Source organism: Pseudomonas sp. S12(2018) (assembly GCF_024355235.1).
GTDB lineage: Bacteria > Pseudomonadota > Gammaproteobacteria > Pseudomonadales > Pseudomonadaceae > Aquipseudomonas > Aquipseudomonas palmensis.
In genome coordinates, this window is the sequence record NZ_QLAD01000001.1 from 47,817 (window position 1) to 72,123 (window position 24,307).

Genomic DNA, 24,307 nt, shown 5'->3' on the forward strand with positions numbered 1-24,307 from the left:
CCAAATCTGTTTAAAAAACGATCAACCCTTGGTGGAATCGCGGCGAACCTGACCAATACTTGAGGTGTTGGCGCGACGCATCCCCCCAAGTGACGCGCCGATAAGGGTGAACACGGACCGCTCGCCTTTGTTTTACTCCTAATGGTCTTAACCCGGATTCCCCCCCAGAACCCGGGTTTTTTTTGCCCGCGCGACCGCCACGGCGCCCGCGCAGCGGGGTCAGGCCACCCGCACCCGTGCCAGGGGGAACAGACGCCTGAAGTTCTCGGTGGTCTGTTGCGCCAGCTGCTCGTAACGCTCCCCCCGCACCAACGCGATGAACTCCGCCACGTCACGCACATACTCCGGCAAGTTCGGCTTGCCGCGGTGCGGAATCGGCGCCAGGTACGGTGAGTCGGTCTCTACCAGCAAACGATCTGCCGGCACCTGCCGCGCCACATCACGCAACGCGTCGGCATTGCGGAACGTGACAATCCCCGACAACGAAATGTAATACCCCAGGTCCAGCGCTGCCTTGGCCATCTCCCAGTCTTCGGTGAAGCAGTGCAGCACGCCTGCCTGCGGCAATGCCGCCTCGCGCAGCAGGGTCAGGGTATCGGCGCGCGCCGCACGGGTGTGGATGACCACCGGCTTGCCGGTGAGCCTGGCCGCCTCCAGGTGCAGGCGAAACGACGCCTGTTGCAACTGTGCAGCCTCGGGCTCGTAGTGATAGTCCAGCCCGGTCTCACCAATGGCCACCACCTCGGGGTGGTTCAGTTCGCCGAGCAGCCAGTCCAGCGCCGGCGCTTCGCCTGGCGCCAGGTCCAGCGGGTGGATGCCGACCGAGCAGTCCACATCAGGGTAGCGCGCTGCCAGCGCCCTGACCTGGGCCGCATTGTCGGCACTTACGCCGATGCACAGGAAATGCCCGACACCCCGTGCCCGCGCGGCATCCAGCGCGGCATCCAGGGAGCCACCATGGGCGGCGAGGTCGAGACGGTCGAGGTGGCAATGGGAATCTACAAGCATGGGCGTAATGACAACACTGAAAATGGAGGATCGAAAGGCCAGCTCAACGCTGACCCGGCAACAGGGCCCAGGAGGCCAGCAACGCTTCGAGCAACAGCACGCGGTTGAGGTTGGCCTTGTTCAGCACCTTCTGGCGCTGCACAAGAATCCAGTCCTGGATATCCAGCACCTTGCCCTGCGGGCTTTTCTGGGCAAGGTACTGCACGACCTTGCGCATGTCGGCCAGCCCCAGGCCCTCTTCGTCCTGGGTCAGCTGATAGCGCAGGATCAGGTTGGACCAGTCGCAGAACCAGTCGAACAGCAACAACAGCGGGATGCTGTTCCAGCCTTCGGCCAACTGGGTCGCGGACTGCTGCTGCTTGAGCAGCTTCTTGACCCCCTCGACCACCTGCGCGCGCTGCTCGCGCACACCCTGGGCCTGCAGGCTGACAGCCAGCAGTGGCGAACCTGCCGCAAGGCTCAGCAGTTCGTGGCGCTCGGCCTCGTCACTGTCGGGTAACGCGGCTGCCAGCCACGCCTCGCTCTGCGCCTGACTTGGCAACGGGCAGGCCTGTTGCTGGCAACGGCTCCTGATGGTCGGCAGCAACCGGCTGGGCTGGTGACTGACCAGCAACAGCACGGTATCGCCCGAAGGCTCTTCGAGGCTCTTGAGCAAGGCGTTGGCAGCGTTGATGTTCATTGCCTCGACCGGCTCGATGAGAATCACCTTGCGTCCACCCATCTGCGCGGTCTGCACCACGAAGCTGACCAGGTCGCGCACCTGGTCGACCTTGATCGGCTTGTCGGCCTCTTCAGGCTCCAGGATGTAGTTGTCCGGGTGACTGCCCGCCTTCAGCAACTGGCACGACTTGCAGTGCCCGCACGCCTCAAGCCCCTCGGGCTGGCGGCACAGCAGAAACGCCATCAGGCGCTCGGCCAGCGCCCGCTTGCCGATGCCTTGCGGGCCGTGCAACAGGTACGCATGGGCATGCTGTGTGCGCCCGGCCAGTTGCTGCCAGAGCGTCGCCTGCCACGGGTAGGCCTCAGCCACGGCAACGCTCCAGGATCTGCGGCAGCAACGCATCCAGGGCGAGTTGAACCCGGGCCAGCGGTTGCGCGGCATCGACCAGGTGATAGCGCGCCGGGTCGGCGGCTGCGCGGGCCAGGTAGGCCTGGCGAACAGCCTGGAAAAACGCCTGGCCTTCCTGCTCGAAGCGATCCAGCCGCCCGCGCGCCGCTGCGCGCGAAAGGCCGACCTCCACCGGCAGGTCGAACACCAGGGTCAGGTCGGGGCGCAGGTCGCCCTGGACGAAGGTTTCAAGGGTGGCAATGCGCTCGACCGACAGCCCGCGGCCACCGCCCTGGTAGGCATAGGTGGCATCGGTGAAACGGTCGCACAGGACGATGGCGCCCCGCGCAAGCGCCGGGCGGATCACCTGGGCCAGGTGCTGGGCGCGCGCGGCGAACACCAGCAACAGCTCGGTGTCGGCATCCATCGTCTCATCGCTGGGGGCCAGCAACAGTTCGCGTATGCGCTCGGCCAGCGGGGTGCCGCCCGGCTCGCGGGTCAGCACCACATCCAGCCCGTGGGCGCGCAGGTGCTCGGCCAGGTACTCGCGATTGGTGCTCTTGCCCGCGCCTTCGGGACCTTCCAGGGTGATAAACAAGCCGCTCACAGGCAGTCCTTAATCAGGGTCATTGCGGGGTAGGTTCGCTGGCCGGGGGAACATCCGGCTGCACCGAGGGCTCGGCAGGCTGCGGTGCAGCCTGGGGCGCCTCGGATGCAGGAACCTCGTTCGGGGTGTCGCCGGCGCTTGGCGCCGGGCTTGAACGGTAGTCGGCACGCCGCTTGATCTGGTACTCGCGCACGGCTGAATTGTGCGCCCCCAGGTCGTCGGAGAACACATGACTGCCATCGCCCCGCGCGACGAAGTACAGGCTGCTGCCCGGCTCCGGGTTCAAGGCCGCGTGAATGGCTTCACGCCCGACCATGGCAATCGGCGTCGGCGGCAGGCCGGCGATCACGTAGGTGTTGTAGGGCGTGGGCTCACGCAGGTCGGCGCGGGTGATCTTGCCGTTGTAGCGTTCGCCCATGCCATAGATCACGGTAGGGTCGGTCTGCAGCAGCATGCCGATCTGCAGGCGACGCACGAAGACGCCGGCGATCTGACCACGCTCCTGTGGCACGCCGGTTTCCTTCTCGACCAGCGAGGCCATGATCAGCGCCTGGTAAGGGTCGCGATAGGGCGCAGCCGGGGAGCGCTCGTTCCACTCCTTGGCCAGCACCTCCTCCAGGCGCGCGTACGCCTGCTGCAGGAACTCGACATCGCTCATGCCGCGCACGAACCGATAGGTGTCAGGGAAGAAGCGCCCCTCGGGGAACACGCCCGGGTGCCCGAGCTTGTCCATGACCTCGCTGTCGCTCAGGCCATCCAGGGTCTGGCGGATCTTTTCATGTCTGGCCAGTGCCGAGCGCACCTGGCGGAAATTCCAGCCCTCGACCAGGGTCAGGCTGTACTGCACCACGTCACCACGCCGCCACGCCTCGAACAGGTCGCGCACGTTCATGCCGGGGGTCATGCGGTACTCGCCGGTATGCAAAGCCACGCTCGGCATGTTGAAGCGCCAGTAAAGGCGCAGCCAGAAGGCGTCGCGAATCACGCCGTCCTGCTGCATGCGGTAGAACATGCGGTTGGGCGTGGTGCCGGTAGGAACATCGAGCAACCGCTCGCCGGTCAGGTGCAGCGGCTGCTCCAGCGCCGAGTGCACCTTCCAGGCCGAGAAGCCCAATAGCAGGCCAGCCAGGATCAACCCGGTCTCCAGCAGCACCAACAATTTACGTCTCACGAATCAGGCATCCAGTAGCGTACGGGCAATGGCCTGCAGTTTACGGGTGAGCGGCCCCGGCGACCAGTTCAGCGATGCAAATGCACGCACCGGCCATACTCCATACACGCTGTTGCACAGCAACACTTCGTCGGCCTGCTCGAGATCGGCCAGCGCCAGGTCGACCACACGGGCCGTGATACCGTGGCGCGGCGCCTCGTCCAGCAAGGCAGCGCGCATTACCCCGGCCACGCCGCAACGCGCCAGGTCGGCGGTGTACAGCACGCCATCGCGCACCACGAACAGGTTGCTGTAGACACCTTCGATCACGCGCCCGGATACATCACGCATCAAACCTTCAGCGTACTCGACGCCCTGCCACTCGGCCCGTGCCAGTACCTGCTCCAGGCGATTGAGGTGCTTGAGCCCGGCAAGCAAGGGTTGCTCGGCCAGGCGGGTCTGGCAGGCAAACAGCCTTACCCCCTGCTCGGCGTTCTGCGGCGGGTAGCTGGCGGCGGGGCTGGCCTGAAGAATGCGACGCGGCGGTGCACCGGCAGCCGGGGCATAGCCGCGCTGACTGTCGCCACGGGTGAGAATGAGCTTGAGCACGCCATCACCCAGCAAGCCGGCATAACGGCATACCTCGTCGCGGATGAGCGGATGATCGGCGTCGATCGCCAGGCGCTGGCAACCCAGCGCCAGGCGGTCGAGGTGATACGTCAGCAGTGAGGGCTGCCCGGCCCGCACGGCGATGGTCTCGAACAGACCATCGCCATAGGCCAGCCCGCGGCTGCCCAACGTCAGGGCGTCAGCCGGCAGGCCATCGACCCAGCTGTGCATCACTCGGCGAACCGGCGGAACACCAGCGAGCCATTGGTACCGCCAAAACCGAAGGAGTTCGACAGCACGACCTCGATCGGCATGTTGCGCGGCTGGTGCGGCACGAAGTCCAGGTCGCAGCCTTCATCCGGCTCATCGAGGTTGATGGTCGGCGGCGCCACTTGCCCATTGATGGACAGCACGCTGAAAATCGCCTCTACCGCGCCGGCAGCCCCCAGCAGGTGACCGGTCATCGACTTGGTCGAGCTCACGGCCAGCTTGTAGGCGTGCTCGCCGAACACCGACTTGATCGCTGCCACTTCGGCCAGGTCGCCGGCAGGCGTCGAGGTACCGTGGGCGTTGATGTAGCCGACTTCGCTGGGGTTCACGCCCGCATCGCGCAAGGCGTTGGCCATGCAGCGGGCCGCACCGGCGCCGTTGTCGGGCGGCGAAGTCATGTGGTAGGCGTCGCCGCTCATGCCAAAACCAACCAGTTCGGCATAGATGGTCGCGCCCCGCGCCTTGGCGTGCTCGAGCTCTTCGAGCACCAGCGCACCGGCACCGTCGGACAGCACGAAACCGTCACGGCCCTTGTCCCACGGCCGGCTGGCACGGGTTGGCTCGTCGTTGCGCGTCGACAGCGCACGCGAAGCGCCAAAACCGCCCATACCCAGGCCACAGGCCGCCATCTCTGCGCCACCGGCGATCATCACGTCGGCTTCGCCGTAGGCGATATTGCGCGCCGCCATGCCGATGCAGTGCGTGCCCGTGGTGCAGGCAGTGGCAATGGCGTAGTTGGGCCCCTGTACACCCAGGTGGATCGACAGGAAACCGGAAATCATGTTGATGATCGAGCCTGGCACGAAGAACGGCGAAATGCGCCGCGGGCCTTGCTCGTGCAAGGTCCGGCTGGTTTCTTCGATATTGGTCAGGCCGCCGATGCCCGAACCCATGGCCACGCCGATACGCTCACGGTTGGCATCGGTGACTTCCAGCCCGGCATTGCGCACCGCCTGGAACCCGGCCGCCAGGCCGTATTGAATGAACAGATCGAGCTTGCGGGCTTCCTTGACCGACAGGTACTGCTCGACTTCAAAGCCCTTTACCGAGCCGCCAAAACGGGTGGAGTAGGCAGACAGGTCAGTATGCTCGATCAGACCTATGCCACTGCGGCCAGCCAGAATGCCTTGCCAACTGCTTGGCACATCCGTGCCCAGTGGCGACAGCATACCCATACCGGTGACCACGACGCGTCTACGCGACACAGCACTCTCCTTATTCTATGGTCTACATCTCATGCAAAGAAAAAACCGCACGCCAGTAACGGCAGTGCGGTTTTTCCATGACAAGAAGCGACGACTACAAAGTCTTAAGCCTGGTGGCTGGTGACGTAGTCGATGGCTGCTTGAACAGTAGTGATCTTCTCGGCTTCTTCGTCAGGGATTTCGGTCTCGAATTCCTCTTCCAGAGCCATCACCAGCTCAACGGTGTCAAGGGAATCGGCACCCAGATCTTCTACGAAGGAAGCGGTGTTGACCACTTCTTCTTCTTTAACGCCCAGTTGCTCGGCGACGATTTTCTTGACGCGTTCTTCGATGGTGCTCATACCTAGTTTTCACTCCTAATGGATATATGTCAGGCAGCTGGCCGGTGTGTAAGTTTATAGAAAGACGCCCGCTTTTCAAGCGTAATGCATCCCTCGAACTTCACACCCACCTGCCGCCTAGAATTTGGTTGCAGCTTTATAACGGATTTTAGACAGCTCGTATGACATTTTTTTGAAGCAATCCGTCACATTTAACTACATGTACATCCCGCCGTTGACCGGGACAGTAGCACCGGTCACGTAAGCTGCGCCGTCAGAGGCCAGGAACGCAACCACTTTCGCGATTTCGTCGACCTGGCCCAGACGACCCAGCGGAATCTGGTTTTGCAGCGCTTCACGCTGCGCCTCTGGCAGTTCGCGGGTCATGTCGGTATCGATGAAACCCGGAGCTACCGAGTTCACGGTGATCGCACGGGAGCCGACTTCACGCGCCAGGGCGCGGCTGAAGCCTTCCAGGCCGGCCTTGGCGGCGGCGTAGTTGACCTGGCCGACGTTACCCATGGCCCCAACGACCGAACCGATGCTGATGATACGACCCCAGCGCGCCTTGGTCATGCCGCGCAGCACGCCCTTGGACAGACGGTAGAGGCTGTTGAGGTTGGTATCGATGACGTCGAACCACTCGTCGTCTTTCATGCGCAGCATCAGGTTGTCGCGGGTGATGCCGGCGTTGTTGACCAGGATGGTCGGCGCACCGAACTGCACCTGGATAGAAGCGAGGGTGGCGGTGACCGACTCGTCGCTGGTCACGTTCAGCTCCAGCCCGGTACCGGCGATGCCGTGCTCCTTGAGGGTCGCGGCAATACGCTCGGCGCCGGAGGCGGACGTGGCGGTACCGATGACGGTGGCGCCCAGACGCCCCAGTTCCAGGGCGATCGCCTGGCCAATGCCACGGCTGGCGCCGGTGACCAGTGCAACTTTACCTTGCAGGCTCATGCAAGTTTCTCCTAAATCAGGCCAGCGCCGCACGGGTGGCGGCGAAAGCATCCGGGGTATTGAGGTTGAAGGTGTTCACGCCGTCGGCGCAGCGCTTGTTCAAGCCGGCCAGCACCTTGCCGGGGCCGCACTCGACCAGTTGCACCGCGCCATTGGCAGCCAGGGTCTGCACGCATTCGACCCAGCGTACCGGCTTGTACAGCTGCTCCAGCAGGTCGCGTTTGAGGGTATCGAGATCGCCAGCCACGCCCGCACTGACGTTCTGCACCAGCGGGATCTGCGGGGCCTGCCAGTCGATGGCATTCACCGATTCGGCAAACCGCTCGGCGGCCGGGCGCATCAGCTCGCAGTGCGACGGCACGCTGACCGGCAGCGGCAGCGCACGTTTGGCGCCGGCGGCCTTGCAGGCTTCCATGGCGCGCTCTACAGCAGCCTTGGCACCGGCAATGACAACCTGGCCCGGGGAGTTGAAGTTGACCGCACTGACCACCTCACCCTGCGCGGCCTGAGCACACAGGTCCACGACCACGGCGTCATCCAGGCCCAGAATCGCAGCCATGGCGCCCTGCCCGGCCGGCACGGCCTCCTGCATGAGCTCGCCGCGACGCTTGACCAGCTTGACCGCCTCACCCAGGCTCAGGCTGCCGGCAGCCACCAGCGCACTGTATTCACCCAGGCTGTGCCCGGAAACGAATGCAGGGCGCGCGCCACCTTCGGCCAGCCACAGGCGCCACAGGGCGATCGAGGCGGTCAGGATGGCCGGCTGGGTTTTGTCCGTCTGGTTGAGTTGTTCTTCCGGGCCCTGCTGGGTCAGTGCCCATAGGTCGTAACCGAGAGCCTCGGAGGCCTCACGGAAGGTATCGATGACCAGCGGGTACTGGGCGCCCAGCTCGGCAAGCATGCCGAGCGACTGCGAACCTTGGCCAGGAAAGACGAATGCGAGGGATGCAGACATTGAACAAGCCCCTAATGATCTTGTCGTCGAAAATAGCGCCCAGCCGGGGCTGAGCGCGAGAAAACTGACAATTGGATGGTAACGAGAACCAAGCGGTCACATTTATGCACGTCGTTGTGCCGATGCCTAAGGCAGCAGATCCTCCAGACGGCCGTGCAAGCGCTGCGGCAGGTTCTCCTGGATCTCGATCAGCGCCCGCTGTATCGCGCTCTGGAAACCCTGCACACCCGCTGAGCCATGACTCTTGATGACGATGCCCTGCAGGCCGAGAAAACTCGCGCCATTGTGGCGCGCCGGCGCAAGGTCGGCCTTCAGGCGACTGAGCAGCGGCATCGCCAGGGCCCCCACTGCCCGCGCCATCAGGCCACGCTTGAACAGCGCCTCGATGCGCCCACCGATCATGGTGGCCAAGCCTTCGCTGGACTTGAGCAGGATATTGCCGACAAAGCCGTCGCACACCACCACATCCGCTTCGCCACGGTACAGGCCATCGCCCTCGACAAAGCCGATGTAGTTGAGGCCGCGGGCATTTTGCAGCAGCGTCGCAGCCAGCTTGACCTGCTGGTTGCCCTTGATGTCTTCGGTACCGATGTTGAGCAGCGCCACACGCGGCCGGGAAATGCCCAGCGCTTGCGCCGCCACCGAGCCCATCACGGCGAACTGGAACAGGTGCTCGGCGCTGCAGTCGACGTTGGCCCCCAGGTCAAGCAGCTGGCAATAGCCAGTCTGGGTCGGTATGGCCGCCACCATCGCAGGCCGATCGATGCCGGGCAGGGTCTTGAGCACATAGCGCGACAACGCCATCAGCGCGCCGGTGTTGCCGGCGCTCACGCAGGCCTGCACCTTGCCATCACGCAATAGTTCGAGGGCCACGCGCATCGACGAGTCGGGCTTGCCACGCAGCGCCTGGGACGGCCGCTCGTCCATGCCGATCACTTCGCTGGCCGGCACAATATGCAGGCGCGCGCGATCCGCTGCCGACTGGCCAGCGATCAGATCTTCAAGGAGGGAAGGTTGACCGACGAGGGTCAGGTGCAGCGAGGGAGTAGCCGACAGGCAAGCAATGCTGGCCTGAACAATGCTGCGGGGACCGAAGTCCCCGCCCATTGCGTCAATCGCGATCTGAGCGGACAAGGATTACTCGTCAGCGCCCTTGTCGATCACTTTGCGACCACGGTATACGCCTTCTGGCGATACGTGGTGACGCAGGTGCACTTCACCAGTGGTTTTCTCTACGGACAGAGCGTTTTCCGAGAGAGCGTCGTGCGAACGGCGCATGTCACGGGCAGAGCGGGATTTTTTGTTCTGCTGAACAGCCATAATTGATTAACTCCTAAACGTTTGGGTCACGCTTTAACTGCGCCAATACACTGAACGGGTTGGACCGCGTTACCTCGTCCTTGCTCGGTTCGGGCTCATCGGCGCCCGCCGGCTGCTGGCATTCTTCCGGATGATGAGCAGGCACGATGGGCAAGGCGAGCAGAAGCTCTTCCTCGACCAATGCTTGCAGATCCAAAGGATCTTCGCCCAGTTCCAGCACGTCATAACCTTTCGGTAACGACTGGGTATTCGCACCCTCTTTCACCACAGCATATGTAGATTCGCTGTGGATCGGCAGGGTGACCAGCTCAAGACAACGCTGGCAAACCATCTTGACCTCGACGGTCAGAGCACTGTGGATAACCACGGTTTTCTGTTCGTCTCGCTCAAAATCGAATTTAGCCTGCACCGTACCGACATCGTCGGAAAGCGGGTCGCAGAGTCTCTCCAAATCGGCGAGTAGCAGCGTTCCTTCGAGAGAAACACCACGATCGGCCAATTTGCGCGGGTCAACGTGAGGTGGAATCGGGTCATTCAACATAGGCGCAGCATTCTAGGGATGCCCCCCGCCCCTGTCAAAGGAAATTCGGCCCCGTTCAACATGTTAGAATCGGCGCACCTGCTCAGGAGTTCATCATGCTGCCCTTGTTACTGGCTTCCAGCTCACCCTACCGGCGCGAATTGCTGGCGCGACTGCAACTGCCCTTTGCCTGGGCAGCGCCCGATATCGACGAACAGCGCATCGGCGAAGAGCCCGCCCCAGAGCTGGTCAAGCGCCTGGCCAGGCACAAGGCCGAGGCATTGGCTGCCAGCCATCCGGGGCATCTTATCATCGGCTCCGACCAGGTTGCCGTGCTGGGCGAACAGATTCTGGGCAAGCCACACACCTTCGAAAAGGCCTGCGAGCAATTGCTGGCTGCGAGCGGCAATCACGTCACCTTCCTGACCGGCGTGGCGCTGCTCAATACCCAGAGCGGCCATTGCGAGGTCGATTGCGTGCCATTTACCGTGCACATGCGCGAACTGGACCTGCCACGCATCGAACGCTACCTGCGCGCGGAACAACCCTACGACTGCGCCGGCAGCTTCAAGTGCGAAGGGCTGGGGGTGAGCCTGTTCCAAAGCACCCACGGCTGCGATGCCACCAGCCTGGTGGGACTGCCGCTGATCCGACTGGTCGACATGCTGCTCAAGGAAGGGGTGAGCATACCGTGAGGGCAAGCCAATACCAGCAATAAAAAACCGGCCATCTGGCCGGTTTTTCATTAATCAGCACACTCAGCGCAGTGCCGGCCCCTGAAAGCCCATCCACATGGCAAGGTGCTCGGCGACGCTGGCACCCAGGCGCTTGGAGAAGCGATCAAACGGCGACTCTTCGACGGTGAAATCAACCAGGGTCTTCTCCCCCACCACCTCACGCGCCACATAATCGGCATTGCCCAGGGCGTCCACCAGCCCCAGCTGCACGGCCTGCTCACCCGACCAGATCAGCCCGCTGAACAGCTCGGGATGCTCCTTGTCCTTGAGCCGCTCGCCGCGCCCCTGCTTCACACTGGCAATGAACTGCTTGTGGGTGGTGTCCAGCACACCCTGCCAGAAGGCCGTTTCGTCCGGTTTCTGCGGCTGGAATGGATCAAGGAAGGCCTTGTGCTCACCCGCCGTATAGGTACGACGCTCGACACCCAGCTTCTCCATGGTGCCGACAAAGCCGTAGCCAGCTGCCGTCACACCAATCGAGCCCACCAGGCTGGCCTTGTCGGCATAGATCTGGTCAGCCGCACTGGCGATATAGTAGGCACCCGACGCACCCAGGTCGCTGATGACCGCGTACACCTTGACCGACGGCTTGGCGGCCTGCAGACGACGAATCTCGTCATAGATGTAGCCAGACTGCACCGGGCTGCCGCCCGGGCTGTTGATACGCAGCACCACCGCCTTGGTCTTGGCGTCGTCGAAGGCCGCACGCAGGCTGGCTATCACGTTGTCGGCGCTGGCCGGCTCCTTGTCCGCAATGATCCCGCGCACCTCGATCAGCGCCGTATGGCTCGCGCCACGGGCGGCGGTCTTGTCGATATCCATCAGCGGCGAAAACAGGGCCAGGATGCCGAACAGGTACACGAACGTCAGCAGCTTGAAAAAAATACCCCAGCGCCGGGCCCGACGCTGCTCCTGCACGCCCGCCAGCAAGGTCTTCTCGAGCAGCTTCCAGCTGGTGCGCTCTTCGTTCTTTTCGGCGTCAGGCGCCTTCCACTCGTCAGTCATGCTCACCTACCCTGGAAATTCGATTGCAGCGGTTCGGCCTAGCCACGCCTGCAATTGTGAAAAGTGCTGTATGGACAACTGCGGCTCGTAAACGCTCAATGCCTCGAGCGACAGCGCCCCATGCCCCACCGCCACCGAATGCATGCCGGCATTGCGCGCCATCAGCAGGTCGAACGACGAATCGCCCACCATCAACGCACGGCTCGCCGGCACCTGGCAATGGGCCAGGATCTCCTCGAGCATGCGCGGGTGCGGCTTGCCCATGGTTTCGTCGGCAGCCCGGGTAATGTCGAAGAACGTTTCCCAGCCATTGGCCACCAGCACCCGGTCCAGGCCGCGACGCGCCTTGCCGGTAGCGACTGCCAGGCGATAGCCATCGGCCCTGAACGACTCGAGGGCCTCGACCACGCCGGGATACAACGGCGACGGCTGGGTATCCAGGGCCATATAGATGTCGGCGTAATGCTGACGAAACGCCATGACTTCAGGCTGATCCAGATGCGGGTACAGCGTGCTGATCGCCTCGGGCAGCGCCAGGCCGATGATGCCCTTGACCGCCTCGTCCGAGCACAGCGCATAGCCGGCACGCTCGGCCGAGCGATGCATCGCTTCGACGATGCGCCCGATCGAATCGGCCAGCGTGCCGTCCCAATCGAAGATCAGCAGGTCGTAATCACGGCGCACTCAAACGCTCCACGGTCTTGGCCCACATGTCGTCCACCGGCGCCTCCAGCTTCAGCTCGCCGCCATCGGGCAACGGCACGGTCAGCGCATAGGCATGCAGGAACAGGCGCTTGCCGCCCAGCTCGCGGATCTCGCGAGTGAAATCCTCGTCGCCATACTTGCTGTCGCCGGCGATGCAATGCCCGGCATGCAGGGCATGCACGCGAATCTGGTGGGTACGGCCAGTAATCGGGCGTGCCTCGACCATGGTCGCGAAATCGCCGAAACGGCGCAGCACGCGAAACAGGGTGAGCGCCTCCTTGCCTTCGTCGTTGATTTCCACCATCCGCTCGCCGGAACGCAGGTTGCTCTTGAGCAGCGGCGCATTGACCTGCTTCTTGGCCGTGGCCCAGTGACCACGCACCAGCGCCATGTAGCGCTTGTCGACGCCGTCACCGCGCAACGCGGCATGCAGATGGCGCAACATGCTGCGCTTCTTGGCGATCATCAGCAGACCGGAGGTATCGCGATCGAGCCGATGCACCAGCTCCAGCTCCTTGGTATCCGGGCGCAACTGACGAAAGGCTTCGATCACACCGTAGTTCAGCCCGCTGCCGCCGTGCACGGCGATGCCAGCAGGCTTGTTGAGCACGATCAGGGCCTTGTCTTCGTACACGATGGCCGCTTCGAGTCGCTGAAGCAGGCCCTGTGCCAGCGGCACCGGCTCGTCACGCTCAGGCAGACGAACGGGCGGCACGCGCACGATATCGCCGGCCTGCAATTTGTACTCTGGCTTGATCCGTCCCTTGTTCACCCGCACTTCGCCTTTGCGCAAAATGCGATAAATCAAGGTCTTGGGAACGCCCTTGAGTGCAGTGATCAGGAAGTTGTCGATCCGTTGGCCGGCAAGTTCCGGCGCGACCTCGATCAGCTGGACGCCGGAGGTCGGAGGGGTAGTAGTCGTCATTTGCGAATCATAACAATTTTTTATGGATTTGAAGCACTTAATGATTGCTGCTATAGTCGCGAACGCCGCCAAAAGCGGCTGGCCAGCGGACCAATGGCTTTGAGCCGGCCCTGACCTACGCAATTCTCGAGGACGCGAGGCCGTCCGACGGGGCTTTCGCCAGTTTACAGAAGTGCCTGGAATCGCTACCAGCGCCGATGAGAGAAGACCGATAAAAAACAACAAGAGCGGTGTTTGACCCTCCTGCACGTTTTTTTCGATGCCCACTCCTTCAGTGCAGTCGCTTTCACGCAGTCACGGCGAATGCTTCGGAAATACCAGCCTTAGCCATAGAAAGCGCGGGCTCCCGTATGGAGCTGGCGATAACTGCAACCCGTTGCGGATTCAGCGCGCGGCAGCACCCGAATTATCAGGGATACGTGTAGGGTGGAGATGCACAACCGTCGGACCGTGTAGCACTGCGTCCAGTCCACAGGCCCTCTGGCCCGCGACCGGACCCGGTCTTGATCAAGATGCCCCAGGGTGTCCACGGCCGAAGGCTGATTCCTCCTCCTGACTGAGTGCATTTGACACCACAGCTAGCAGGACGCGTCGTCGCGACTTCGGCAGCACTGGGCGACCAGTCCGACCGCAAGCCGCTGGACACGGGATGGTCCGCCACCCCTGACGCACCCTGACACCGACCGTGAGAAGTCGTGTGTGCCGAACGCCGTTTCCGGCAGCCCGGAAACCGACGGTACTACATGAAAAGAATGCTGATTAACGCGACTCAACCCGAAGAGTTGCGTGTTGCTCTGGTAGACGGCCAGCGCCTCTACGATCTGGACATCGAGTCCGGTGCACGCGAGCAGAAAAAAGCCAACATCTACAAGGGCAAGATCACCCGCATCGAGCCCAGCCTTGAAGCCGCCTTCGTCGATTTCGGCTCCGAGCGCCACGGCTTTCTGCCCCTCAAGGAAATCTCCCGCGAATACTTCAAGAAGTCGCCCGAAGGCCGGGTGAACATCAAGGAAGTGCTGAGCGAAGGCCAGGAAGTCATCGTCCAGGTCGAGAAGGAAGAGCGCGGCAACAAGGGCGCCGCCCTGACCACCTTCATCAGCCTGGCCGGTCGTTACCTGGTCCTGATGCCTAACAACCCGCGTGCCGGCGGCATCTCCCGTCGCATCGAAGGCGAAGAGCGCAACGAACTGCGCGAAGCGCTCAACGGCCTGGTTGCCCCTGCCGACATGGGCCTGATCGTTCGCACTGCCGGCCTGGGCCGCAGCAGCGAAGAGATGCAGTGGGACCTGGACTACCTGCTGCAACTGTGGACCGCCATCAAGGAAGCGTCCCTCGACCGCGCAGCGCCGTTCCTGATCTACCAGGAAAGCAACGTCATCATCCGCGCCATCCGCGACTACCTGCGCCAGGACATCGGCGAAGTGCTGATCGACAGCGTCGACGCCCAGGAAGAAGCCCTGACCTTCATCCGCCAGGTGATGCCGCAGTACGCCAGCAAGATCAAGCTGTACGAAGACAGCGTGCCGCTGTTCAACCGCTTCCAGATCGAAAGCCAGATCGAGACCGCCTTCCAGCGCGTCGTCGACCTGCCATCGGGCGGCTCGATCGTGATCGACCCGACTGAAGCCCTGGTGTCCATCGACATCAACTCGGCGCGCGCCACCAAAGGCAGCGACATCGAGGAAACCGCCCTGCAGACCAACCTGGAAGCGGCCGAGGAAATCGCCCGCCAACTGCGTCTGCGTGACATCGGTGGCCTGATCGTCATCGACTTCATCGACATGACCCCGGCCAAGAACCAGCGCGCCGTCGAAGAAAAGGTGCGCGAGTGCCTGGAAGCCGACCGTGCCCGCGTACAGGTCGGCCGCATTTCGCGCTTCGGCCTGCTGGAAATGTCCCGCCAGCGCCTGCGCCCTTCTCTGGGCGAAAGCAGCGGCATCGTCTGCCCGCGCTGCAGCGGCACCGGCATCATCCGTGACGTCGAGTCGCTGTCGCTGGCAATCCTGCGCCTGATCGAGGAAGAAGCCCTGAAGGATCGCACTGCCGAGGTGCGTGCCCAGGTACCGATCCCGGTCGCCGCGTTCCTGCTCAACGAAAAACGCAACTCGATCACCAAGATCGAACTGCGCACCCGGGCGCGTATCGTCATTCTGCCGAACGACCACCTGGAAACCCCGCATTTCGAAGTGCAGCGCCTGCGCGACGACAGCCCGGAAGCACTGAACAACCAGTCCAGCTACGAAATCGCTGCGACCGAAACCGAAGAAGTGCAACCGGCTGCCGCCACCCGCACCCTGGTTCGCCAGGAAGCCGCGGTCAAGACTGCACCGGCCCGCGCCAATGCTCCGGTACCGGCTCCGGAAGCCCCTGCTGCCCCAGCCGCCCCGGTACACGCCCTGCCAGAGCCAAGCCTGTTCAAGGGCCTGGTCAAGTCGCTGGTCAGCCTGTTCGCCGGCAAGGAAGAACCTGTGGCCGCCGCACCGGTGGTAACCGAAAAGCCCGCCACCGAGCGTCCTCAGCGCAACGAGGAGCGTCGCAACGGTCGCCAGCAGAGCCGCAACCGCAACGGTCGTCGCGATGAAGAGCGCAAGCCACGCGAAGAGCGTGCCGAGCGCGCGCCACGTGAGCCGCGTGAAGAACGCCAGCCTCGCGAAGCCCGTGAAGAGACCTCGACCCGCGAAGAACGCGCACCACGCGCCCCGCGTGAAGAACGTCAGCCTCGTGCCCCACGCGAAGACCGTCGCCCACGCGAAGATCGCCCGGTACGCGAACTGCGTGAGCCTCTGGATGCCACCCCGGCCCCGGCCGTTCGCGAAGAACGTCCTGAGCGCGCCCCGCGCGAAGAGCGTCAGCCACGTGAAGAGCGTGCACCGCGTGAAGAGCGCGCACCACGTGAAGAACGTGCCCCTCGCGAGGAGCGCGCACCGCGTCCGCCACGCGAAGAGCGTCAGCCACGCCCGGCCGAGCCGGTCGAGGATGCGGCCGAAGAGCAACTGCCAAACGAAGAGCTGCTGCAGGATGACAACCAGGAAGGCGCCGAAGGCGATCGTCCACGTCGTCGCTCGCGCGGTCAGCGTCGTCGCAGCAACCGTCGTGAGCGTCAGCGTGATGCCAACGGCAATGTGGTCGAAGGCAGCGAAGACGGCACCGAAGAAGGCGCCGAACAAGCTGGCGAACAACCTGCTGCTGCGGAAAAACGCAGCGAAGGCAATGCACAGCCTTCGGGCGTGGAACTGGCTGCCGGCCTGGCCGTGACTGCCGCCGTTGCCACCAGCAACATCAGTGCCGACGCCGAGGCCCAGGCCAACGTTCAGGCCGAGCGTGCAACTGCCGCTGTCGATGACACCCCAGCCGTCGTGGCCGAAACGCCTTTCGAGGCCGGCACCGTCGAGCCAGTGGTTGTCGAAACCAGCACCGAGTCGAACGAAACCGTTCAACAGCCCGCTGCCGAAGAACCTGTTGCTGAACAAGCGGCCATCGCCCCTGTGATCGAACAACCGTTCGAAGCACCGGTGCAGGCAGTCGAGTCGAGCATCGAGCCTGTCGTCGAAGTTGCTCCGCAACCAGTCGAGGCCCAGATCGAGGCCGAGGCCAAGGTAGAGGCCCTGGTGGAAGCACCGGCTCAAGCCCCTGAGCAGGCGCCAGCTGTCGAAGCGCCCGTCGAGGCACCTGTAGCTGCCGAGCCGGTCATCGCCCTGCCGAGCGAGCCTGAAGCGCCGGCTGCAGTCGAAGCCGAGCCGGTCATTGCCGCTGAGCCAGCACCGGTCGCCGAGGCACAGGCACCGATCGCCGAGCCTGCCGAGGTTGAGGCACCGGTCGTCACGCTGGCCAACGGCCGTGCACCGAACGACCCGCGTGAAGTGCGTCGCCGCAAGCGCGAAGCTGAAGCCGCAGCGGCCGCCGCTGCTGCCGAGCAGTCGCAGGAAGCTGCAGAAGAGCATAAACCGCTCGTCTGACGGCCATTAAAAAGCCCCGCCAGTGCAAACTGGCGGGGCTTTTTATTGCCTGCTGCCTGGTGGTGGATGTGTCACCAACAACGCTGAATCCGCAGGAATCGGCGCTGCCAGCAAACAAGCCGCCCAGTCAATACAAGTTGGGTTCCATCTCCAGCGCGACGCCGAAGCGCGCCAGCACATCAGCCTGAATCCGCTGCGCCAGCGCATGCAACTGCTTGCCACTGGCCTGCCCGTAGTTCACCAGCACCAGCGACTGCAAACGGTGCACCCCCGCATCGCCCTCGCGAAACCCCTTCCAGCCCGCCTGCTCGATCAACCACCCCGCCGCCAGCTTTACCTGACCATCGGCCTGTGGATAACCTACCGCATCCGGATACGCCTCGCGCACGCGCTGCGCCAGCTCGGCGCTCACCACCGGGTTCTTGAAGAAGCTTCCGGCATTGCCCAGCTCGGCCGGGTCTGGCAGTTTTTCGCGACGAATGCTGCAGATGGCATCGCTGACATTCTGTGCGGTCGGCTGACCGATGCCCTGCTCACTCAGCCGCTGGCGTACCGGGCCATAGTCCAGGTGCAGGTGCTCGGCGCGATTGAGCACGAAGCGAACCCGCAGGATCAGCCAGCGCCCGGGATTACGCTTGAACACACTGTCACGGTAGGCAAAATCACACTGTTCCAGCGCGAACTCGTGCAACTGGCCGGTTTCCCGATCCAGTGCCGTAAGCCCGGCAAACACGTCCTTGATCTCCACGCCATAGGCGCCGATGTTCTGCATCGGCGCCGCCCCGACGGTACCGGGGATCAGGCTGAGGTTTTCCAGCCCCGACAGTCCCTGGGCCAGGCTCCACTGCACGAAGGGATGCCAGGGCTCACCCGCCTCTGCCTCGACCACCACGCGTTGGCCATCATCCGACAGTATCCGCACACCGACACTGGCCATGCGCAGCACCAGCGCGTGGATATCGGCAGTCAGCAGCAGGTTGCTGCCGCCACCGATCACCAGCACCGGCAGGTGCTGTTCGGCTGCGTGCGCCAGCAGCTGGCGCACTTCGTCATCGTTGTGTGCCTGGGCGAAATACTGCGCCTTCACCTCGATTCCGAAGGTGTTGTAAGGCTTGAGTGAAACCTGCGATTGCACCTGCACGCTCATAGCCGGCCCTTCAGCTCGACCACCAGCTTGCTACAAGCCAGCTCAATGAGATCAAGCACCTGTTCGAAGCCCTCTTCGCCGCCGTAGTACGGGTCGGGCACTTCATCCAGCTCACCCTCGTAGCGGCGCAGGAACAGGTCCAGTTCGGCGGTACCGGCAGACGGTTGCAGCGCCTTGAGGTGGCCGAGATTGCTGGTGTCCATTGCCAGGATCAGGTCGTACCGGCTGAAGTCCTGCGCACTCACCTGCTGTGCACGCTGTGCGGACAGGTCGTAGCCGCGCGCCAGCGCAGCGCGGCGGGTTCGGCTGTCGGGCGGCTTGCCCACATGCCAGTCTCCCGTACCCGCCGAGGCCACTTCGACCTGATCCTCGAGGCCTGCCAGCTTCAACTGATGGCGCAACACGCCCTCGGCCGTCGGCGAGCGGCAGATGTTGCCCAGGCATACGAACAGGACGCGCATCAGGCCTCCAGCAAGCGCCGAACGCGCTCCAGGTCTTCAGGTGTGTCGACGCCCACAGGCGGCGCCTGCAAGGCATCGGCCACGTGGATGCGCACGCCATTCCACAGCGCACGCAACTGCTCCAGCGACTCGGTCTGCTCCAGGCCGCACGGGCCCCAGGCGACGAAGTCCTGCAACAGGCCTGCGCGATAGGCGTACATGCCGATATGCCGGCGATAAGGCACACCCGCCGGCAATTGCTCGCGGCTCTGGGCAAACGCATCACGCGCCCACGGCAAGGGCGCACGGCTGAAGGTCAGGGCCAGGCCGTTGCGGTCGGTGCTCACCTTGACCGCATTGGGGTTGAACAGCACTTCGACGTCTTCGATCGGCTCGGCCAGCGTGGCAATGCCCGCTTCAGGATGCGCGGCCAGGTTGGCCGCCACCTGGTCGATGATCGCCGGAGGAATCAACGGCTCGTCACCCTGCACATTGACCACGATCGCATCTGCCGACAGGCCCAGCTGGGTGGCGACTTCGGCCAGGCGGTCGGTGCCCGACTGATGGTCCTCACGGGTCAGCAGCACCTCGGCGCCAAACCCCTGGCATGCAGCGACGATGCTCGGGTCATCGGTGGCAATCACCACGCGGGTGGCGCTGCTTCTGCGCGCCTGCTCCCAGACGTGCTGCACCATCGGCTTGCCGGCAATCGACAGCAATGGCTTGCCCGGCAGACGGGTGGAGCGCAGACGTGCTGGAATCACAACGGTGAAATCCAGGCTCATTTGTCCAGGCGCTCGTCATCGGTCAGGGTTCGGGCTTCGCTCTCGAGCATCACCGGGATACCGTCACGAATCGGGTACGCCAGGCCGGCCCCCTTGCTGATCAGCTCGGTCTTGTCGGCGCTGAGCTTGAGCGGGCCTTTGGTGATCGGGCAAGCAAGGATGTCGAGCAATTTGGTGTCCATGGATATTCCTCAGGCCTGTGGCCGGAAAAAGAAAATGTCAGGGCTGGCGAGGCCCGGGCAGCAGACGCGCCAGCTGCGCGTCGAGCCAGGCCACGAAGGCCGGCGAAGGCAGTGCGTCGACCGCAAGATACCACCAGTCATCGGCGGCGAAAGCACGGCATTTCACCGCATCCTTCTCAGTCATGACCAGCGGCAATGACGGGGTGAAGCTCAGGGCCTGGGCGTTGTACACCGCATGGTCGGCAAACGCATGCGGCACAGGCTGCCAGCCCAGCCCCTGCAGGGTGTTGAAAAATCGCTGAGGGTTGCCGATGCCGGCCACAGCGTGCAATGCCTGGCCCGGCGCAAAATGCTCAAGGCCTCGTCGCTCGCCGCTGCGCAGGTTGACCAGTGCCGTAGGGGCCAGGGTGAAGGCAAAGCCATCATCACGGTCGCTGAGGGCGCCGTTGTAGAGCACGGCGTCCACTTCATCCAGGCGCTCCACCGGCTCACGCAGCGGCCCGGCAGGCAGGCAGCGGCGATTGCCGAGGCCGCGGGCCGCGTCGATCAGCACCAGCTCGAGATCACGCGCCAGGCGGTAGTGCTGCATGCCGTCGTCGCACAGGATCAGGTCCAGCGGCTCGGCGTCGAGCAAGGCCCGCACGGCCTGGCTGCGATCGGGGTCGATCATCAGCGGCACGCCGGTGCGCTGCACGATCAGCAAGGGTTCGTCACCGGCCTGTTCGGCCGGTTGATCGGCACGCACGCGCCACGGCAGTTGCGGCGCAGTGGCCCCATAGCCTCGGCTGACCACCCCCACGCGCAGGCCGCGCTGGCGACAGTGCTCGATCAGAAACAGGATAAGCGGGGTCTTGCCGGTGCCACCCACGGTGATGTTGCCCACCACCAGCACCGGCACCGGTGCGCGATAGATGTCGCCCTGCCCGGCCAGAAAACGCTCGCGCTTGCCCCGCACCACCCGGCGATACAGGGCCTCGAGCGGGCGCAACAATACCAATGCCGGGTGGCCGGCATACCAGGCATGCAACAGGCGATCGGCAAGCGCCATCAAGGTGTCCCCTGGGCGGCCTCGACCGTGGTCATGCGCAACTGGCTGAAGCCGAGCTTGCCAGCGGCATCCATGGCGGTGACCACGGCCTGGTGCGGAGTCTTGCCGTCAGCGCTGATCGACAGCGGCATCTTGGTGTCGCCCTGTGATTCCTTCTGCAGGGCCTCGGTCAGGGTGCCCAGGTCGCTCTTGGGCAACAGGTGGTTGTTGACCGAGTACACGCCTTCGGCGCTGATGGTGATTTCCAGCTGCTTGGCCTCGGTGTCGGGCGCCGGAGCGCCGCTGACCGCCTCGGGCAGTTCGACACGCAACTGGGTTTCACGGGTGAAGGTGGTGGTCACCACGAAAAACAGCAGCAGGATGAACACCACGTCGATCAGCGAAGCGAGGTTGATGTCCACGGTCTCCCGTGGCTTGCGCCGGAATTTCACGCCTTGCCCTCGCTCAGGTCGACATCACGGTCCCCCTGGACCACTTCCACCAGCTTGATGGCCTCCTGCTCCATGCCCACCACCAGCTCATCGATGCGCCGTTGCAGGAAACGATGGAAGAATACTGCCGGGATACCCACCATCAGGCCGGCTGCGGTGGTGATCAACGCCTTGGAGATCCCCCCCGCCAATACCGAGGCATTGGTGGTCATGCCGGACCCGGTGAAGGCACTGAAGATATCGATCATGCCCAGCACGGTGCCCAGCAGGCCCAGCAGCGGCGCCATGGCCGCGATGGTGCCCAGTGCGTTGATGTAGCGCTCCAGCTCGTGGATGACACGGGCGGCGGCTTCCTCGATGCACTCCTTCATGATTTCGCGACCATGGCGGGAGTTGGCCAGGCCTGCGGCCAGGATCTCGCCCAGCGGCGAGTCGGCGCGCAGGGTCTTGAGCTTCTCGCTGGTGAGCTGTTTGTCCTTGATCCAGCGCCACACCTGGCCGAGCAGGTGCGGCGGGGTGACACGACTGGCGCGCAGGGTCCACAGGCGTTCGGCGACGATAGCCATGGCAGCGATGGAACTCAGAATGATCGGCAGCATCATCCAGCCACCGGACTTGACCAATTCCCACACAGTAGCGACCCCCTCGAAAAAGTCCGCCACTTTACCATAGGGGGCCACGGGGCCGAACAGCGTCATGTCGGCTCCCGCCAGAAGCGGCGCTGGCTGCGTTGCCCGACCGCCTGGCCAAAGCTGCCCAGCACCAGGCGCACCGCCCCGTGCAGGGCGCTGTCGTGCACGGTGATACCCAGCGCCTGGTAACGCGCCATCACCTGTGCGTGCGGATGCCCGAATGCATTGTGGCGCCCTCGCGAAATCAGCACGCCCCGGGGCCGGGTTCGCTCGAGAAAGGCCTGGCTCGACGAGGTGCGGCTGCCATGATGGGCCGCCTGCAACCAGTCGACCGGGCCGGCTGTCGACTCGCGCAGCCAGGCGCGCTCGGCCTGGGCATCGATGTCACCGGTCAGCAGCAGGGTTTCCCCGCCGGCATCCACGTGCAACACACAGGAGCGCTGATTGCTGTCGCCGGCCTGCTGCCAGCGCCACAGGCTGAAGAGCACGCCATCCCACTGCCATTGCTCGCCACTGGCGCAGGCCTGGGCCTGCAGTTGCCCGGGCAGCTCATCCGGGTCGCCGCCCACCACGCGCACCAGCGGCACGCTGCGCTGCACCGCCAGGGCGCCGCCGGCATGGTCGGCATGGGCATGGCTGATCAGCGCCAGGTCCAGCTCGCGCACCCCCAGCTTGCGCAGAGTCGGCACGACCACCCGCTCCCCCAGGTCGCTGCCACGGGTGGCCGGGCCTGCGTCATACAGCATCGCATGGTGACGGGTACGCAGCACAAATGCCTGGCCCTGGCCGACATCCAGCTGCCACACCTCCAGTTGCCCATGGGCGATCTCGTTGCGAGGCGCACAGCCGGCCAGCAGCAGCAAGGGCCAGCCCAGCACCCGCATCGGCAGCCCGCCCGGCAACAACAGCAGTACCGTGCCACCGCCCACCATCAACCATGCCCATATCGGCAAGGCGACCGGTGTCCAGGCCGGTTGCCAATGCGCCACCTGTGCCAGTGTCCAGAACAAGGCTGCCAGCGAACCTCCAGCCAGCCACAACAGGGCCTCCCCCAGCAACGGGAGCCCCTGCAGCAGTGTGCCGGCCAGCGCCAGGGGCAACACTGCGATACTGACCCAAGGCACCGCAACCAGATTGGCCAGCGGTGCCGAGAGACTGATCGGCAGCCCCAGCGCCAGCAGCACCGGCAACAGGCCGATCGCGATCAGCCATTGGGCCCGGCACCATGCCAGCCAGGGGTTCCAGGCCCCCAGCCGGCCGCCGAACACATACACCAGCACCGCCACCGCTGCGAACGACAGCCAGAACCCCGGCTGCAGGCTGGCCAATGGCTCCACCAGCAATACACCGTTGAGGGCAAGCAGCAAGGGAATCCAGGCCCCAAGGTGGCGAAAACGCAGGCGCCACAACAGCACCACCGCCAGCATGATGCAGGCGCGTCGTACCGGTACCTGAAAGCCCGCCATCAAGCCGTACGCCAGGGCCGCCGCAAACGCCAGGCCGCACGCCCAGGGTAGCCAGGGCAGCGCCCTGGGCCATGCCCCCACACGTGCCAACCCGGCCACCAGGCCGTACACCAGACCGGCCAGCAAGCCGATGTGCTGACCGGAAATCACCAGCAGGTGCACCGTGCCGGTTGCCTGGAGCACCTGCCAGTCCTCCTGTGCCAGCGCCCCGCCGTCACCCAGCACCAGCGCCGCCAGCGCACCTTCGCGCCCATGGGCCTGAGCCCCGAGCAGGCGCTGGCGCACCGAATCACGCCACGCATGGCTGGCCGGGGCCAGTCGTTCACCTGCCCTTACGCGGCCGGTGGCACCGATTCGCCGGGCCAGCATGGCCGCTTCCTGGTCAGGCCCATGGGGGTTGAGCAGGCCGGAGGGGCGCTGCAGCTGCACCGCCAGGCGCCAACGCTCGCCACTGTTGACCGGCGGCCCGCCAAACCAGCTCAGGCTCAGCCGCTGCGGCAACTGGGCGCGGCGCGAGGAGGCTTCGGCCAGCTCGAAACGCACCGAATGTGGGCCCTGCTGCGCCAGGCCCACTACCCGACCTTCCAGCCACAGGGTGCGCCCCTCCAGCTCGGGCCGCAGTCGATCGTCCAGCGCCCATTGCGCCGAGCAACAGGCCCAGGCAAAACCAAGCAAGAACAGACCGGGCACTGCCCATCGACACACCAGGCATAACATTCCCGTCATGCCGATGCCCCAGAGCCAGCCGACCGACGGCAAGGCAGGTAGCACGTTGAGCGCCAACAGCCCCAAGGCCAGCGCCAACATCCTTGTGCGCATGGGTAAAGCTCCTGAGCAGATCTCACCCCAGAGGCTTAGATCACCCAGGCCCGCACCTTG

General features: G+C 64.3%; 25 protein-coding genes. 2 read left to right on the forward strand and 23 right to left on the reverse strand.

Annotated elements, in window-relative coordinates:
- Positions 1–219: 219 nt before the first annotated feature.
- The 12 genes from DN388_RS00240 to DN388_RS00295 all read right to left on the reverse strand — a co-directional run bounded on the left by DN388_RS00240 (position 220) and on the right by DN388_RS00295 (position 9,990).
- Positions 220–1,008, reverse strand: a complete 789-nt coding sequence (locus DN388_RS00240; RefSeq protein WP_054915805.1) for a TatD family hydrolase — start codon at positions 1,006–1,008, stop codon at positions 220–222.
- Positions 1,009–1,051: 43 nt separating this feature from the next.
- Entirely contained in the window at positions 1,052–2,038 is a 987-nt protein-coding gene (locus DN388_RS00245) for a DNA polymerase III subunit delta' (RefSeq protein WP_058541076.1), read from the reverse strand.
- Complete coding sequence (gene tmk / locus DN388_RS00250) at positions 2,031–2,663, reverse strand: dTMP kinase (protein WP_054915807.1); 633 nt, start codon at positions 2,661–2,663, stop codon at positions 2,031–2,033. Before tmk ends, DN388_RS00245 begins: the two co-directional genes overlap by 8 nt.
- 19 nt (positions 2,664–2,682) lie before the next feature.
- Positions 2,683–3,834: an endolytic transglycosylase MltG gene (gene mltG / locus DN388_RS00255; RefSeq protein WP_054915808.1), complete on the reverse strand. Its 1,152-nt coding sequence runs from the start codon at positions 3,832–3,834 to the stop codon at positions 2,683–2,685.
- 3 nt (positions 3,835–3,837) lie between these two features.
- The gene (pabC, locus tag DN388_RS00260) at positions 3,838–4,653 is read right to left on the reverse strand and encodes an aminodeoxychorismate lyase (RefSeq protein WP_254996282.1); all 816 of its coding nucleotides are present in this window, start codon (positions 4,651–4,653) and stop codon (positions 3,838–3,840) included.
- Entirely contained in the window at positions 4,653–5,897 is a 1,245-nt protein-coding gene (gene fabF / locus DN388_RS00265; protein WP_043862876.1) for a beta-ketoacyl-ACP synthase II, read from the reverse strand. The genes pabC and fabF overlap by 1 nt, the downstream gene beginning before the upstream one ends.
- Positions 5,898–6,001: 104 nt before the next feature.
- Positions 6,002–6,238, reverse strand: a complete 237-nt coding sequence (gene acpP, locus DN388_RS00270) for an acyl carrier protein (protein ID WP_003175607.1) — start codon at positions 6,236–6,238, stop codon at positions 6,002–6,004.
- A gap of 195 nt (positions 6,239–6,433) precedes the next feature.
- Entirely contained in the window at positions 6,434–7,174 is a 741-nt protein-coding gene (fabG, locus tag DN388_RS00275; RefSeq protein ID WP_043862877.1) for a 3-oxoacyl-ACP reductase FabG, read from the reverse strand.
- A gap of 16 nt (positions 7,175–7,190) precedes the next feature.
- Positions 7,191–8,129, reverse strand: a complete 939-nt coding sequence (gene fabD, locus DN388_RS00280; RefSeq protein WP_078479735.1) for an ACP S-malonyltransferase — start codon at positions 8,127–8,129, stop codon at positions 7,191–7,193.
- A 126-nt stretch (positions 8,130–8,255) separates the two neighbouring features.
- Positions 8,256–9,263 (reverse strand): phosphate acyltransferase PlsX, encoded by a 1,008-nt coding sequence (gene plsX / locus DN388_RS00285; RefSeq protein ID WP_078479736.1) that lies wholly within the window; start codon positions 9,261–9,263, stop codon positions 8,256–8,258.
- A 3-nt stretch (positions 9,264–9,266) separates the two neighbouring features.
- Positions 9,267–9,449 carry a 50S ribosomal protein L32 gene (rpmF, locus tag DN388_RS00290; RefSeq protein ID WP_010223221.1) on the reverse strand — a complete coding sequence of 61 codons (183 nt, stop codon included), beginning with the start codon at positions 9,447–9,449 and terminating at the stop codon, positions 9,267–9,269.
- A gap of 13 nt (positions 9,450–9,462) precedes the next feature.
- Positions 9,463–9,990: a YceD family protein gene (locus tag DN388_RS00295; RefSeq protein WP_054915811.1), complete on the reverse strand. Its 528-nt coding sequence runs from the start codon at positions 9,988–9,990 to the stop codon at positions 9,463–9,465.
- A gap of 95 nt (positions 9,991–10,085) precedes the next feature.
- On the opposite strand from DN388_RS00295, the gene DN388_RS00300 reads away from it, so the two are divergent.
- Entirely contained in the window at positions 10,086–10,664 is a 579-nt protein-coding gene (locus DN388_RS00300; RefSeq protein ID WP_058541072.1) for a nucleoside triphosphate pyrophosphatase, read from the forward strand.
- Positions 10,665–10,727: 63 nt separating this feature from the next.
- Here DN388_RS00300 and sppA read toward each other — a convergent pair whose 3' ends face one another.
- From sppA to rluC, 3 genes are read right to left on the reverse strand one after another with little or no spacing between them, the layout of a single operon-like run.
- Positions 10,728–11,711, reverse strand: a complete 984-nt coding sequence (gene sppA / locus DN388_RS00305; protein WP_058541100.1) for a signal peptide peptidase SppA — start codon at positions 11,709–11,711, stop codon at positions 10,728–10,730.
- Positions 11,712–11,717: 6 nt separating this feature from the next.
- Positions 11,718–12,395: an HAD-IA family hydrolase gene (locus DN388_RS00310; RefSeq protein WP_054915813.1), complete on the reverse strand. Its 678-nt coding sequence runs from the start codon at positions 12,393–12,395 to the stop codon at positions 11,718–11,720.
- Positions 12,385–13,341, reverse strand: coding sequence for a 23S rRNA pseudouridine(955/2504/2580) synthase RluC (gene rluC / locus DN388_RS00315; protein ID WP_088514322.1), 957 nt, complete (start codon positions 13,339–13,341; stop codon positions 12,385–12,387). The genes DN388_RS00310 and rluC overlap by 11 nt, the downstream gene beginning before the upstream one ends.
- A gap of 743 nt (positions 13,342–14,084) precedes the next feature.
- Here rluC and rne point away from each other — a divergent pair.
- A complete protein-coding gene (gene rne / locus DN388_RS00320; RefSeq protein WP_253087401.1) occupies positions 14,085–17,297 on the forward strand; it encodes a ribonuclease E in 3,213 nt (1,070 codons plus the stop codon).
- Between the two features lie 127 nt (positions 17,298–17,424).
- Here rne and murB read toward each other — a convergent pair whose 3' ends face one another.
- The 8 genes from murB to DN388_RS00360 all read right to left on the reverse strand — a co-directional run bounded on the left by murB (position 17,425) and on the right by DN388_RS00360 (position 24,247).
- Positions 17,425–18,444 carry a UDP-N-acetylmuramate dehydrogenase gene (gene murB / locus DN388_RS00325; RefSeq protein ID WP_254996289.1) on the reverse strand — a complete coding sequence of 340 codons (1,020 nt, stop codon included), beginning with the start codon at positions 18,442–18,444 and terminating at the stop codon, positions 17,425–17,427.
- Positions 18,441–18,905: a low molecular weight protein-tyrosine-phosphatase gene (locus DN388_RS00330; RefSeq protein WP_054915815.1), complete on the reverse strand. Its 465-nt coding sequence runs from the start codon at positions 18,903–18,905 to the stop codon at positions 18,441–18,443. The genes murB and DN388_RS00330 overlap by 4 nt, the downstream gene beginning before the upstream one ends.
- Positions 18,905–19,669, reverse strand: coding sequence for a 3-deoxy-manno-octulosonate cytidylyltransferase (kdsB, locus tag DN388_RS00335; RefSeq protein ID WP_043862888.1), 765 nt, complete (start codon positions 19,667–19,669; stop codon positions 18,905–18,907). Before kdsB ends, DN388_RS00330 begins: the two co-directional genes overlap by 1 nt.
- Positions 19,666–19,851: a Trm112 family protein gene (locus DN388_RS00340; protein ID WP_003247142.1), complete on the reverse strand. Its 186-nt coding sequence runs from the start codon at positions 19,849–19,851 to the stop codon at positions 19,666–19,668. The genes kdsB and DN388_RS00340 overlap by 4 nt, the downstream gene beginning before the upstream one ends.
- Positions 19,852–19,888: 37 nt before the next feature.
- Positions 19,889–20,899, reverse strand: coding sequence for a tetraacyldisaccharide 4'-kinase (gene lpxK / locus DN388_RS00345; protein WP_254996292.1), 1,011 nt, complete (start codon positions 20,897–20,899; stop codon positions 19,889–19,891).
- Entirely contained in the window at positions 20,899–21,330 is a 432-nt protein-coding gene (locus tag DN388_RS00350; protein WP_078479738.1) for a biopolymer transporter ExbD, read from the reverse strand. The genes lpxK and DN388_RS00350 overlap by 1 nt, the downstream gene beginning before the upstream one ends.
- Positions 21,327–21,962 (reverse strand): MotA/TolQ/ExbB proton channel family protein, encoded by a 636-nt coding sequence (locus DN388_RS00355; protein ID WP_162484877.1) that lies wholly within the window; start codon positions 21,960–21,962, stop codon positions 21,327–21,329. Before DN388_RS00355 ends, DN388_RS00350 begins: the two co-directional genes overlap by 4 nt.
- A 62-nt stretch (positions 21,963–22,024) precedes the next feature.
- Positions 22,025–24,247, reverse strand: a complete 2,223-nt coding sequence (locus tag DN388_RS00360; RefSeq protein WP_254996294.1) for a DNA internalization-related competence protein ComEC/Rec2 — start codon at positions 24,245–24,247, stop codon at positions 22,025–22,027.
- Between the last annotated feature and the right edge of the window lie 60 nt (positions 24,248–24,307).